Origin of the sequence: Methanofollis liminatans DSM 4140 (assembly GCF_000275865.1) — an archaeon.
GTDB lineage: Archaea > Halobacteriota > Methanomicrobia > Methanomicrobiales > Methanofollaceae > Methanofollis > Methanofollis liminatans.
The window spans coordinates 1756593-1769183 of sequence record NZ_CM001555.1; the positions used below are offsets into that span (position 1 = coordinate 1756593).

A 12591-nucleotide genomic window follows, 5' to 3' on the forward strand; every position below is an offset into this window, starting at 1 on the left:
AAAGATCAGGTCTTTTCCAGCAGGATCCTCCTGATCTCCTCAGCCCGCTCTTCCGCTCCCCCGCCGTTCATCCGGGGCCAGGGATCCGATGGAGCCTCTGCATCGTAGATGACGCCGAGAGCGATGGGTGCGTCGGCCGAGTAGTCCCATTCCCGCGCCAGCCGCATCGCCGCATCGAAGTTCCCGGCGTCGTGCCCCTCGACCTCGTAGACCCGCGGGGCATAATAGTCGGTGAGGTTGTTGTAGGTGGCGCAGATCTGCAGGACGTCGATAAAGGAAAAGCCGCGGTGGAGCATGGCCGCTTTCAGGACTGTCTTTAAATGGTCGATCTTTCGCGTATAGGCGCGCGCGACAAAGGTCGCCCCTGAGGCGAGCATCAATTCGAGCGGGTTGATCGGGCGCTCGCGGACGCCTTCAGGAGTGGACCGGCCCCTGAACCCCTCGTACGACGTCGGGGTGTACTGGCCGGTGGTGAGGCCGTAGACCCGGTTGTCATGGACGATCGCCGTCATCTCCGTGTTCCGCTTTGCGGCGAAGATGAGATGATCGAGCCCTTCCGCGTAGGCGTCGCCGTCGCCGGCGCAGGAAATCACCCGCAGGCCGGGATTTGCAAGGGCGATCCCGCCGGCAACCGCCGCACCCCTACCGTGGATGGAGTAAAAGGAGTTCATCGCCATGTAATCGGCGATCTTGGCGTGGCAGCCGATCCCGGAGACGAGCACGAACTCTTCAGGGCGCATCCCGCCGGCGGTCAGGTCTTCGAGGACCGCCTTGAGGGCGTGCTGGATGGCGAAGTTCCCGCAGCCCGGGCACCAGGTGTTCTGCGCCCCGGTGATCCAGGTCATCAGATCACCTCCCCGACCCGGCGCTCCAGGTCTTCGAGGAAGAAGGGGCGCCCGTCGTATTTGCCTATCCGCTCATCGACCCGGACGCCGCGGCATCCGACGAGGCGGGAGAGCTGGCCGTCGATGTTCTCTTCAACGGCGATCAGCCGGTCCACGCCAGAAAGCGCCGATGCGAACTGCTCTTCCGGGAAGGGCGAGAGCACCACCGGCCGCACCACCCGGAGGCCGAGGCGCCCGGCCACCTCGGTGCAGGCACCGGCGACCGAGCCCCAGCAGAGAAGAGCCGTGGCGGCGGTGCGGTCGCCGGCGACTTCCACGCACGGGTATGCCGCAAGGGCTTTTGCCGCCGTACGCTCCTTCTCCCTGCGCTTCTCGGCCATCGCGGCGATCGTCGCCGCCTCCTCGGTGGTGATCCCGTCGGCGTCGTGGGCATAGCTGTTCACCTTCACCGTGATGCCTGATTCTCCCGGAAAGGCGAGGGGGGAGATACCGCCCGGACCGTCCTGGTAGCGCCCGTACGTCCCGTGCCCCTCCCGGAGCACCGGGGCAAGCGGCGGGCGCGGCGGCGCCCCGGCAAAGGAAAAGAGCCCCTCGCCAAGATTTTTGTCGGTCAGCAGGATCGAGGGGGTCTGGAACCGCCACGAGAGGTCCATCAGGGCCCCGGCCCAGTACCATGCCTCCTCGACGCTCCCCGGCGCCGCAACGATGCGCGGGAACTCGCCCTGCCCGGCGGAAAGGGCAAAGAGCAGGTCGCCCTGTGCGGAGTAGGTGGGTACACCGGTGCTGGGGCCGGGCCGCTGGGCGAGCACGACCACGACCGGGAGTTCTGCCATCCCGGCAAGGGAGAAGCCCTCGGTCATCAGGCAGAACCCGCCGCCCGAGGTGCCGACCGCCACCCGCCGTCCCGCATAGGCGGCGCCGAGGGCCATGAGCATCGCCCCGGTCTCGTTCTCCGGGTGGACGACGCTGATCCCGAACCGCCCCGCATACGAGGCGAGGGTATGCAGGATGCTCGACGACGGCGTCATCGGGTAGGAGATGTAGCCTTCAAGCCCGGCCTCCACGAGCCCGAAGGCGACGCCCTCGTTGCCGGTGAGGACCGGGAGGGCTTCCCGGCCGTTCACCCGGATCCCCTTTCCGGCCGGCGCGGCGTCATAGCCCCGGCGGGCCACCCTGAGGTTGGCGTCCAGCTCCCGCGGGATCGCCCGCGCAAACACGGCCTCAACGGTCGCCCACGGGATCCCGGCCGTCCTGCAGAACCCTCCGATGATCCCGGCGTTCCGCGTGATCGCCGGCGCCTCCTCCTCCTTCACAAAGGCTTCGAGGGGGAGGCCGGTGCCGTCGGCCTTCACGACCCCCGAGTCATAGATGACGGCCGTATCCTCCCGCACCATCCCTGCATGAAGACGGATAGTCTCCTGGTTCAGGGCGAGCAGCACATCGACCGTCTCCCGGGTGCAGAACGTCTGATCGTCCGCGGCCCTGATGACAGCAAAATTGTTCCCGCCCTTGATCAGGGAGGGATAGTCGTAGTACATATACACACAAAGACCACAGGCCGAGAGCAACCGTGCAATCACCGAACCTGCGATATTGATCCCTTCACCCGCCTTTCCCCCGATGAGTACGGAAAAATCTTGCATCCTCCACCTCATCCGGTCAATGTGCCGGGGCCGAAATATATCTTTTGCCACCAGAATTCCGAAAGCCTCAAATACCAGCAGTTCGCACAAACGCGCATGAAAAGAGTAACCATTCTTCTTGTTCTGGCGGTGCTCGCCGTCACGGCCCTCGCCGCCGGCTGCACGGGCACATCACCGGATACAACGCCCGCTCCGACCACCCAGTCCCAGACCACCACAGCTCCCGCCAGTACCACAGCAGCGCCGATCTCCCTGGTGCCTGAACCGACCGACGCGATGCCGGCCGACTACACCGTTTCGGCGACCGCGCAGAAGGACCCGATCTATAAGACCATCACCGTCACCTTCAATGGAGGCAAGGGTCAGGAGAACGTCCGCCAGCTGACCGCAACGGTCACCCGTTCGGACGGGACCACCGAGACGAAGATCCTGACAAAACCCTCGGGTGCGTCGCTCTCCCGCGGCCAGACGATCGAGTTCACCGGGACGGCCGCACAGGACCGCATCCAGGTCTGGGTCACCATGGACCGCCCGCTGGGGCCGAACAGCGCCACAGAGTTCAAGATCTACGACGTCGTCCTACCCCCGAAGTGACCGATCTCCCTCCTCTTTTTTCACCTGCCAGGTCAGGAGCACGCCGTCGTCGATCCGCTCCACGCCGGTCAGCGTGAGGCGCGGAAACTCACTTTCTGCAAGAAAGCCTTCGCCGTCCGCCGGTGTCGGCGCCCCAGAACCGCCGATGACGACCGAACCGACATAGGTGCGCAGTTCGTCGACAAGACCGGCCTGGAAGAGCCCCCAGATCAGGGTACCGCCCCCTTCGACCATCAGCCGCCTGATCCCGATCCCGGCAAGGGCCTCCATCAGGGCGGCGAGGTCGACCGTCTGCTCGCCGGCAACGACGACCTCGGCGCGCTCCTTGAGGGCATCGACCCGGCCTGCGGGCGCTGCCGCCGATACGGCAACGATCCTCTTCCCGGACCCTTTGACGAGGATATCGGCGTCGACCGGGGTTCTCGCCATCGAGTCCACGACGATCCGGGCAGGGTTCTCTTCCCGTCCCGCGGCCTTCCGCTCCCCTTTCCTCCTCGCGGACTTCACCGTGAGCGAGGGGTTGTCGGCAAGCACCGTCCCGATACCGACCATGATCCCGTCGGCGTCCGCCTTGATCAGGTCCACCCGTTCAAAGTCTTCAGATCCTGATATCTTCACCTGCCGCCGTTCCCGCGTCGAGATCTTCCCGTCCGCACTCATGGCAAGGTTGACAAAGACATATGGGCGCATGAAAGGATCTTGGACACACCACTTTTTATCTTGTGGGGGCAGAGCGTGAAAACACCGTCCGGCAGGTGCAGAGCAGTTCACGCCGTATGGCACAGGAGAACGCCGCATCAAATGAAAGCGCATAAATAACGCCGTACCTAATACCTCTTCATTCCAATGGCCGAACGGGGATTTTGTCCGGAACCTGCTTTTTTACCCCCGTGTGGTTCCAGACTGTACAGAATAGGGATTAACGGCGGCTTTATTGCGATTCTTGCCATAATTCTGATATATTCCATCCTTTTTGCCGCCGGGATCGCCATTTCACATCTCTATTACATCCCCCTCGTCGCGATCGCCGTCTGGTATTCGAACCGTTCCATCTGGACGGCGGCCGCGCTCTCCATCGCATACGCCATGGTGACGCTCTACCTCGCACTCGGCGGCTACATCCTCGATCCGGTCATGATCTTTCTTTTTACGCTTCTCTACCTCTGGGGAATGACAGCGGTCACCCTCTTCCAGCCGCGCGGCTTCCAGGATATGACGAGAAGCACCAGGAACAATCCTGCGTTTACGCTCGACCGCTCCTCTTTGATGATCACCAGTGCAACACCCGCTTTCGCCACACTCCTCGGATACACCAGGGAGGCGCTGGAAGGGACAGATATCGGCCGGATCTGGACCAGCGACAGGGACAGGCAGGCGTTCTGCGGCATGCTCGGCAGGGGCGTCGAAGTAAGAAACTTCGAGACCGTCCTTACCGGTATGGCAGGAAACGCCGTCCCTGTGCTCCTTGCCGGCCGGCCCGACCAGATGGAGCACTCCTGTTCGGCGCTCGATCTCTCATCGCTCGCCTCGTACAGGGCCGCACGGATGGGCGAGGAGGAGGCGGCCAGAAAGATCGCCGTCGAGGAGACCTGGAGACAGGACTTCGTCACCACGGCTGCGCACGAACTGAGGACGCCCCTTCAGCCGGTCCTCGGCTATCTTCATCTCCTCCTCGAAGATCGCGAGCGCTACGGCATTGGCGACGATGCCGGTCGTCTCCTGAAGATCTGTCTGGACAATGTCCACCGCGAGCGCATCATCGTGAACCGGATGCTCGAACTCTCCCTTCTCGATAGCGGAAAGGTTGCCTGCGCCACTGAACAGGTGCACCTGCACGGCCTGGTCTGCGAGGTGCTCGCCCACCATGACGTCAGAAGCACCGCAGAGGTGTATCTCGATATTCCAGGCGACACCTGCATCTCGGTCAATCGAGAGCAGTTCTTCCTTGTGCTGGAAAGCCTTGTGCTCAACGCCGTGCAGTACAACGAGCCCCCGCGCCGGATCGAGATCAGGTACCGGGAGGACGAGGACTACCAGGCCATTATCGTGAGGGACAACGGTATCGGGATCGAGCCTGAAAAACTGGAGGCGATCTTCAAACCGTTCTATCTCGCCGACGAGCAGGACCTCAGCCGCGACTATGACCGGATGGGACTCGGCCTCCCGATCGCCGAACGCTACGTACGCCTGAACGGCGGGACAATCGCCGTGGAGAGCAGGATCGGGGAGGGCAGCACGTTCACCGTGGTCCTGCAGAAGAGGGGGGGAGATGGGACATAACGTCCTTGTCGTGGACGACGACCGGGTCACCCTCGAAATGATGGACCTGATCCTCCACAGGATCGGCTATGAACCGTTGATCCCGCAGAGCATCCCTGAGGCGCTGGAGATCGCCAGGAAAAGGAGGCCTGACCTGATCCTCCTGGACGTGCAGATGGCGCCGGTGGACGGATGGGGGTTCCTCGACGCACTTTTGGAGGGGAGAGCGGGAGCGGATATCCCGGTGATGCTCTTCACCGCTCGCCACCTGCTGCCAGAAGAATATGCACGATACGGACGGCGCGTCGTCGGTGTGCTGGAAAAGCCGATCTCCCCCCTCGAACTGAAAGAGGCGCTGGACGGCTACTTCTCTGAAGGAAGCGGATGAGACAGCAGGGGGCTGAGAGGCGCACCGGCATCTTTACCTGGAGCCGAGGCCTGGCCAGGGTTCATCGCTGAAGTGGCGAACCGCCATGCGGATGTGGAGAGACACCTCTCGCCGACTGCTGCACCCACGCCCCCACGGTCTGCCTGGAGAAGAGAGAGGGTCAAAAAACCGGATTCGCAGGGCGCCCCGTTACCGGCGCTCTGCTCCAGGGTGGGCGAACGAGCGGTTGGAAGCCACCGCCCGATAGGGCACCCCGTAGAACCGGCGGTAGAACCTGTCCGCTTCTTCCTCGATCGCAAAGGCAAAGCGGTCGGGGTGGAGGAGATTTGCAATCGTCATCAGGCCGAGGATCCACCTGGGGCTCCCAAAATCCCAGGAAGGATGCATCGAGTAGACCCGCCCATTTTTGACCGCCGGCACGTCGAGACCGTGCTCCGTGCAGTAACGGAGGGAGTCCTCCTCCGGGGAGGTGAGGAAACCCGACGTGAAGAGGTACTCGGGCGCGAGTTCGAGGAACTCCTCGCGGGAGATGCTGACGCCCGGTTTACCCTCCCGTACGATGGCGCGGTTAACGTAGGTGCCGCCGGCGGCCTCCACGAGTTTCCCCTCAAACCGGCCCGCGTTGAGGGCGAAGAGCGGGTGTCCCATCGCGTAGTAGACACGGGGCCGCGGTGCGTCTGCCGTTCGCTCCCTGATATAATCCAGCCGTTCCCGGATGTATCCACAGAGATCACGCCCGGCCTCCTCGCGCCCGGTCTGGTGCGCGAAGTCCATGACAAGGTCAAGATACGCATCGATGTTGTTCATCCGGTCGTGCAGTTCCTTCCCGAGCATCCCGGTCCGGAGCACCCTGGCCCAGATCCCGGCGAGGACTGATTGGTCCTGCACACCGAGGCAGTTCAGGATCGCCCAGACCATCTCCAGCCCCCGGGTGACCCGGTACCCGCCCATCATCCCGGGTTCGTAGAAGATCTCAGGACTGATAGGGCCCTGGACAGGGAGGGCATGGCCGCACGAGCAGACCGTCCTGGCCTCTCCGGAGAGGTGGGTGCCCATCGGACCGAAGAACTCCCGTTCGATACAGGATGTTCCGCAGGCCGGGCAGAAGGTCGTCAGATATCTCGTGCCCGGCGAGTTGAAGAGGTAGACCCAGGGCAGGATCGCGCGGAGCCGGTCACAGAGTCCCTCGCTCGCGTAGATTGTCGGTTCCTCCCCAGGCCCCGCGTCGCCAAAGGGGACGAACCGCATCACCTGCAGGGGGATATCGGGTGAGATCGCCGCAATCATCCGCGCCGCACCGAGCACCTCGTCTTCCCGGCCCCGCCGGTAAACAGCAGAGATCTCGACATGCACCCCACCCTCGTGGAGCAGCCTGATCGTGCGCAGGACCGGCTCAACGCTCCTGGCCCCGCAGGCGCGGTAACTCTCTTCGGTTACCCCCTTGAGACCGACGTTGACAAAATCCACCAGCTCCCGGAGTCGCAGGGCGGACGCTTCGGTCATGTAGCCGTTCGTTGAGCACCCGACTGAGAGCCCCTCCTCCCGTGCTCTCTCCGCGAGTCGGCAGAAGGTCGGGAAGGAAGCGATCGGGTCGTTCAGCGCGAAGGCGATCCCGTTGCAGGCGTGGGAAGCGGCGAGGCCGAGCAGATCGTCGATGGTGAGGGCCGTGCCTGAGGCTGCAAGCGACTCCGCGTGCCCGACGAGGATCTCCGAGACGCACCCGCCGCACGAGAGGTTGCACCCGACCGTGCAGACCTGGAGGAATTTCGCGCCGGGGAAGAAGTGAAGCACCGGCAGCGTCTCGATTGCAACGGGGAAAGCGGCGAGGAAGGCGTCCGGAAAACGTTCAACGATCCCGTTGCCATCGTTTTTGTACATCCGGCACCTGCCAGTTCCTCCTGGTGGAATATCGCATCCGACCTCACAGATAGTGCAGCGCATCTCTCAATCACTTCCGCATGATGATCCAGAACCCGGCCTCGTCCTCGCGGACCTCGCAGGCAGCGATACCGGCCTTCTCCAGGTCCTGCCTGACGGCGTCCAGGTTCCTCCGGGAGAGCCGTTCTGCGGCCTTCACCTCCCACTCGGGGTCGATCTCGCGCATCTTCGCCGTGATCTCCGCCTTCAGCGCGGAGGTGCCGAACCCGCCGCCCACAAACGTCCTCCCACCCGGCCTGAGCACCCGGTAGATCTCAGAGAACGCCCTGACCCGGTCGTCCCAGAAGAAGAGGGAGCCGCGACTCACGACCAGGTCGATGGAGCCGTCATCGTAGGGCAGGTCGTGGACGTCGCCAGGGACCGGGTGTACCCGGTCGGTCAGTCCGGCCTCCCGAATATTCTGCTCTGCGATCGCGAGCATATCGCCCGATGCGTCGAGAGCGTCGATCTCAAGGCTGCTTGCAGCCCCGAGCGCCAGGGCAAGGTGACCGGGCCCGCACCCGATATCGACACATCTACCCTCCCTGATCCCGGAGGTCTGGATGGCCTGCCTGGCGATGACCGGGTATATCGGTGCAAATGGTCCTTTCGCGATGGCATCCATCCTTCCCGCACCCTTGCCAAAAAACTGGTCATGTGGTTGCTCTGTCATGGTGTTCCTCTTCTAAATGTCGCTGCCACGGGCACGCAGATCCGCCGGTTGATCGGGTCGCCGAGGTGCACGATCCGCACGTCAGCCCCATAGGCCTGGTGCATGGTATCCTCGCGGATCACCTCTTCCGGGGGCCCCATGGCAAGAATTCTCTGGTCTTTGAGGATTGCGACCCTGCTCGATGTCAGGAGTGCATGGTCAGGAAAATGGGTCGCAACAACAATGGTCATCCCGTCCTCTGCGAGTCCCCTGATGACATCGAGCACCCGTATCTGGTTGCCGAGGTCCAGGTGCGACGTCGGTTCGTCGAGGAGGAGGATCCCCGGACGCTGCGCGATCGCCCGCGCGATCAGGACCAGCTGCCACTCGCCGCCGCTGATCCCGGTGCACGGTCGTTCGGCGAGGTGGGAGATCCCGACCCTGTCCAGGGCATCGGCGGCGATGGCTTCGTCATCTCCCGATGGGGCCGCAAAGACGCTGAGGTGCGACGCTCTGCCCATCAGGACGATGTCCCTGACCAGGAACGGGAACGGTGAGACCTGTGTCTGCGGAACAAATCCGATCCGCCGGGCGATCTCGTGCGGCTGCATCTCTGAGATATCCCGCCCATCGAGGACGACCCGGCCGTGCGAGGGGGCGATGAGCCCGCCCATGCACTTGAGGAGCGTGGACTTCCCGGTCCCGTTCGGGCCGAGGAGAGAGTATACGCCACCATCCTCCACCGTGAACGAGATCTCGGCAAAGACCGCTGAACCGCCAGGGTAGCTGAATGTGACGCCTTCCAGACCGATGCTGCTCCCCATGCCTACCACCCCGGGTTGTTCCGCCTGAGCAGCACCGCAAAGATCGGCGCCCCGATGATCGCGGTCAGGATCCCGATCGGGATCTCAGAGGGGGCTGCCGTCCTCGCAACGGTGTCGACGGCGATCAGGAACGCTCCGCCCAGGAGAACCGAGACGGGCAGAAGGTAGCGGTTGTCCGGGCCGACGAGCATCCGCCCCATGTGCGGGATGACGAGCCCGATCCACCCGATGATCCCGCTCATGCAGACCGCTGCAGCGGTGATCACCGTCGAGAGGAGGATGATCACCAGCTTTAAATGCTCGGTGTTCACCCCGAGTGCCCGCGCCTCCTCATCGCCCATGGTAAGGACGTTTATCCGCCATCTGACCACGAGCAGCCCGGCGATCGAGACGGCGATGATCGGACCGAGGACCATCAGGTCAGGCGCCGAGACGTGGTTGAGCGACCCGAGCAGCCAGAAGACGATCGCCGGCATCTTGTTCATCGGGTCGGCCACATACTTCACCATCGAGGTGAGAGCCGAGAAGAGCGAGGCGATCACGATGCCCGAGAGGACGAGCATCAGGATCGGCGTTGTGCTCCTGACCCGGCTGAGGCCGTAGGCCGCCCCCACGGCGAGCAGGCCGAAGACGAACGAGAGGACCTGGACAAGCACGAGGCTGTCCGAGATGAGGATGCCGATCGCCGCCCCGAAACCAGCCCCGGCCGCCACACCCAGGATCTGCGAGGAGACCAGGGGGTTCCTGAACATCCCCTGGAACGAGGCCCCGCTGACGGCGAGACCGGCCCCTACGAGAAGGCCTGCGATGATCCGCGGTATGCGGACGTTAACGACGGCTGAGGCCGCTGTGGGCGTCCAGGTCTCCTCGATCGGGAAGACCGAGCTCAGGACCACCGCAATCACCGTATCAGGCGGGACCATATACCGCCCGGCCATCAGGGCGATGAACGCGACAATGCCGAGGACGCCGAGCAGGAGCACCTGGACGGTGCCGGGGTGCTGCTCGCCCCAGCTCCTGCTCTGGACCTGTTTCGGCGTGGCCGTCCCGGTTGCCCGGGCGCCTTCACCGGCATGCACGCCCCGGCCGTCCGCAGGTTTCAGACTCATCAGGACTGCTTCACCTGGCCGAATGTCACACTTCCGTAGGTGCCGTCGATGACCTTCTGCGCCTGCTCATCGCTGATGGTGTACCCGAAGATCTCGGCGTAGAAATCCTTCACCCGGTCGGTGAGCGGCACATCGTCGAAGCGGTCGGGGTAGGCTGCGTAGGCAAGCCAGAGTGGGTAGAGAACGGCGGACTCGGCAGACGGGCGGCTCCAGAGGAAGAGTCCGGTCGGTTCTTTGTAGATTCTGCCTTCTTTGACGGCACGGAGTTCTTTCCAGCGGGCGTCAGCCGCAAGGTCGGCAGGACGGCCGGTATCGATGATGATGATATACGGGTCGACAGCGAGGACCTGCTCCATCGAGATCTCGTTGATGCCGGAGTGCATTCCCTCCTGCTGCCCCTGCGTAGTCTCGATGGCGGATACAGCGTTTGTGCAGCCTGCAGCATCGGTCCACTCGGTGAAGAACGTGTCGCCTCCGAGCGTCTGGAGGTGGCTCACGCCCTCGCCGAGGAAGACGGTGACCCGCTCGTCTTCGGGGATATCTGCGGTGCGCTCACGGAGGAATGCAAGGGTGTCATCAAGGTAATTGATATAGGCCTGCGCTCGTTCGGGTTTCTGGAAGACCTCGCCCATGAAGACGATCTCCCGCCGCATCTCATCGAACCCATCGCTCATCGTTCCGGAGAGGTAGATGACCGGGATGTCGGTATGGGACTCCACGATCTCCCCGTCGACATCGAATGCGATGACGCAGCCGGGGTTCGTGACCAGGAGTTCTTCGATGTTCACGTTGCCGTTCGTCGTGCGCGGTGCCGGTTTATTGACGATGCCCGGGTCCATCTCCTGCATCATCTCCATCATCTGCGGCCCTTTCGTGACGGCAGTGACACTGGCGTTCGCACCGAGGAGGTAGGGCACCTGGCTGATGGGACCGCCAAAGACACCGAACGTCGCCCCTTCAGAGGGGAGCACGATCTGGTTCCCCTCCATATCGGTGATCGTCCGGGTTCCGGGCGTAGCGCCCTGATCCCCCGATGTTGTCGTTGTGCAACCGCAACAGAGCAGACCTGCTGCGAGGATAAGCATACAGAAAACGAAACTCACTCTTCTCATAAATTCACCTTCAATCTGGCATTTAGCGGGAAAAACTGGTTTTTATGGACACTCCCGCTGAATTTATGAGAGTTAATTCTCGAATAATAAAAAAGTTATCTTTTTCATGAAGTTAATTTTATTTAGTTAACTGAACCGGAATTCTAGAGGGATCAGGGCGGAACACGCAGAAGATCCGTCCTCTGGTGCTCGATCCGCCCCTCCCGACCGGTCACAAACACCGCTTTCTGTGCTCACGCTCCTATTCCCGTGGAGAGGTGCAGATCGCGTGAGCCAGTGGTGTCCCTTCCCCCTTATCCCGTCAGGGAGGTCACCTGCCAGCCCTCAGGGGACGAAGATCCGGAGAGCGCGCAAAAGAGATCCAGGCGTTGATTCATCGCAGGTGACGGAAAACAGGTTCAAAGCCAGAGAAAGACGAAGGAAAAACTGGCTTTGTAGAATCATCACTTTTCCGGATGCGAGCATGATTCATTCGCCTTTCCCTATCTTCGCGCTGGGGGCTCTGCCCCCGGACCCCCGCGCGCATGATTGCTCCTGACATGCGGGGAAGGGCCAGGCTGAGCATCTATCGATGAAAAATTATGGATAGGCGTGCTGGCGTGTTTTACCGTTCCCGCCCCCATCGCAGTTCTATGGGGCGGTAAGCCCCCCCGGCAGGGGCCTGCTCGATCTTCAGGAACCCTCACGTTCTCGGTGCGAAGATGCGATAATTACTCAGGGTGGAGAGGACACCGCGCCGGGGGTTGCACCCCCGGACCCCTGCATACGATTGTCCCGAATATGCGGGGACGGGAGAGGCGGAGAATCTGTCGATGAAAACGGATGTACCGGCGAGCCGGCGTGGTTTTCCCATCCCTGCCCCAATCGCTGTTTTGCGGCGCACACATTTCCCATCTGCTCACGGAAACTGCCAGGGAGTGGCTTCGTCCAGACCATCTCGTCGCCTGGTTCCACGATAAAGGGGAAGATCTATGACTAACCTCACCAGGGCAAATTCAAGCGATCTCGATCGTAGTTGGAGGGGATCTTTTCAACAGGGCCCCGAAAAAGTATATTTTCCGGTGGAAGATACTACCGTGTCAGGCAAAACGAGGATCTCAATTGTCAAAAAACTCACAGAAAATGAGAGCACATAAACAGTACTTAAAAAACATTGATAAAATTGCTTGGAGTGCCCCAGCCCGGATTTGAACCGGGGACAACCAGATCTTCAGTCTGGCGCTCTCCCAGTCTGAGCTACTAGGGCGA

The 12591-nt window shown here is 62.4% G+C and carries 11 protein-coding genes and 1 tRNA gene; 3 read left to right on the top strand and 9 right to left on the bottom strand.

Going from position 1 to position 12591, the window contains the following annotated elements:
* Window positions 1-5: 5 nt before the first annotated feature.
* Together METLI_RS08650 and METLI_RS08655 are read right to left on the bottom strand one after the other, a co-directional pair.
* On the bottom strand, window positions 6-845 hold the full coding sequence (locus METLI_RS08650) for a thiamine pyrophosphate-dependent enzyme (RefSeq protein WP_004039514.1): 840 nt from the start codon (window positions 843-845) through the stop codon (window positions 6-8).
* A complete protein-coding gene (locus tag METLI_RS08655) occupies window positions 845-2488 on the bottom strand; it encodes a 2-oxoacid:acceptor oxidoreductase family protein (RefSeq protein WP_004039516.1) in 1644 nt (547 codons plus the stop codon). Before METLI_RS08655 ends, METLI_RS08650 begins: the two co-directional genes overlap by 1 nt.
* A 96-nt stretch (window positions 2489-2584) precedes the next feature.
* Here METLI_RS08655 and METLI_RS08660 point away from each other — a divergent pair, with 96 nt between their 5' ends.
* Window positions 2585-3082 carry a hypothetical protein gene (locus METLI_RS08660; protein ID WP_004039518.1) on the top strand — a complete coding sequence of 166 codons (498 nt, stop codon included), beginning with the start codon at window positions 2585-2587 and terminating at the stop codon, window positions 3080-3082.
* On the opposite strand, the gene METLI_RS08665 is transcribed toward METLI_RS08660, so the two are convergent.
* Complete coding sequence (locus METLI_RS08665) at window positions 3068-3772, bottom strand: 2,5-diamino-6-(ribosylamino)-4(3H)-pyrimidinone 5'-phosphate reductase (protein ID WP_004039519.1); 705 nt, start codon at window positions 3770-3772, stop codon at window positions 3068-3070. The genes METLI_RS08660 and METLI_RS08665 overlap by 15 nt on opposite strands.
* 156 nt (window positions 3773-3928) lie before the next feature.
* Here METLI_RS08665 and METLI_RS08670 point away from each other — a divergent pair, with 156 nt between their 5' ends.
* Together METLI_RS08670 and METLI_RS08675 are read left to right on the top strand one after the other, a co-directional pair.
* Complete coding sequence (locus METLI_RS08670; RefSeq protein ID WP_004039520.1) at window positions 3929-5362, top strand: sensor histidine kinase; 1434 nt, start codon at window positions 3929-3931, stop codon at window positions 5360-5362.
* The gene (locus tag METLI_RS08675; protein WP_004039534.1) at window positions 5352-5729 is read left to right on the top strand and encodes a response regulator; all 378 of its coding nucleotides are present in this window, start codon (window positions 5352-5354) and stop codon (window positions 5727-5729) included. The genes METLI_RS08670 and METLI_RS08675 overlap by 11 nt, the downstream gene beginning before the upstream one ends.
* 189 nt (window positions 5730-5918) lie before the next feature.
* On the opposite strand, the gene METLI_RS08680 is transcribed toward METLI_RS08675, so the two are convergent.
* The 6 genes from METLI_RS08680 to METLI_RS08705 form a co-directional block, all read right to left on the bottom strand.
* Window positions 5919-7607 carry a radical SAM protein gene (locus tag METLI_RS08680; protein WP_245529350.1) on the bottom strand — a complete coding sequence of 563 codons (1689 nt, stop codon included), beginning with the start codon at window positions 7605-7607 and terminating at the stop codon, window positions 5919-5921.
* A gap of 70 nt (window positions 7608-7677) precedes the next feature.
* Window positions 7678-8319 (bottom strand): class I SAM-dependent methyltransferase, encoded by a 642-nt coding sequence (locus METLI_RS08685; RefSeq protein WP_004039542.1) that lies wholly within the window; start codon window positions 8317-8319, stop codon window positions 7678-7680.
* Entirely contained in the window at window positions 8316-9122 is an 807-nt protein-coding gene (locus METLI_RS08690) for an ABC transporter ATP-binding protein (protein ID WP_004039543.1), read from the bottom strand. The genes METLI_RS08685 and METLI_RS08690 overlap by 4 nt, the downstream gene beginning before the upstream one ends.
* A 2-nt stretch (window positions 9123-9124) precedes the next feature.
* Window positions 9125-10231 carry a FecCD family ABC transporter permease gene (locus METLI_RS08695; RefSeq protein WP_004039545.1) on the bottom strand — a complete coding sequence of 369 codons (1107 nt, stop codon included), beginning with the start codon at window positions 10229-10231 and terminating at the stop codon, window positions 9125-9127.
* A complete protein-coding gene (locus tag METLI_RS08700; protein WP_004039547.1) occupies window positions 10231-11316 on the bottom strand; it encodes an ABC transporter substrate-binding protein in 1086 nt (361 codons plus the stop codon). The genes METLI_RS08695 and METLI_RS08700 overlap by 1 nt, the downstream gene beginning before the upstream one ends.
* Before the next feature lie 1199 nt (window positions 11317-12515).
* Window positions 12516-12589 (bottom strand) — tRNA-Phe (locus METLI_RS08705).
* Window positions 12590-12591: the final 2 nt, after the last annotated feature.

What these genes read in the sequence shown, in the direction of transcription:
- METLI_RS08650 (WP_004039514.1), bottom strand. Translation starts at nt 845, where the DNA reads ATGACCTGGATCACCGGGGCGCAGAACACCTGGTGCCCGGGCTGCGGG.
- METLI_RS08655 (WP_004039516.1), bottom strand. Translation starts at nt 2,488, where the DNA reads ATGCAAGATTTTTCCGTACTCATCGGGGGAAAGGCGGGTGAAGGGATC.
- METLI_RS08660 (WP_004039518.1), top strand. Translation starts at nt 2,585, where the DNA reads ATGAAAAGAGTAACCATTCTTCTTGTTCTGGCGGTGCTCGCCGTCACG.
- METLI_RS08665 (WP_004039519.1), bottom strand. Translation starts at nt 3,772, where the DNA reads ATGCGCCCATATGTCTTTGTCAACCTTGCCATGAGTGCGGACGGGAAG.
- METLI_RS08670 (WP_004039520.1), top strand. Translation starts at nt 3,929, where the DNA reads ATGGCCGAACGGGGATTTTGTCCGGAACCTGCTTTTTTACCCCCGTGT.
- METLI_RS08675 (WP_004039534.1), top strand. Translation starts at nt 5,352, where the DNA reads ATGGGACATAACGTCCTTGTCGTGGACGACGACCGGGTCACCCTCGAA.
- METLI_RS08680 (WP_245529350.1), bottom strand. Translation starts at nt 7,607, where the DNA reads ATGTACAAAAACGATGGCAACGGGATCGTTGAACGTTTTCCGGACGCC.
- METLI_RS08685 (WP_004039542.1), bottom strand. Translation starts at nt 8,319, where the DNA reads ATGACAGAGCAACCACATGACCAGTTTTTTGGCAAGGGTGCGGGAAGG.
- METLI_RS08690 (WP_004039543.1), bottom strand. Translation starts at nt 9,122, where the DNA reads ATGGGGAGCAGCATCGGTCTGGAAGGCGTCACATTCAGCTACCCTGGC.
- METLI_RS08695 (WP_004039545.1), bottom strand. Translation starts at nt 10,231, where the DNA reads ATGAGTCTGAAACCTGCGGACGGCCGGGGCGTGCATGCCGGTGAAGGC.
- METLI_RS08700 (WP_004039547.1), bottom strand. Translation starts at nt 11,316, where the DNA reads ATGCTTATCCTCGCAGCAGGTCTGCTCTGTTGCGGTTGCACAACGACA.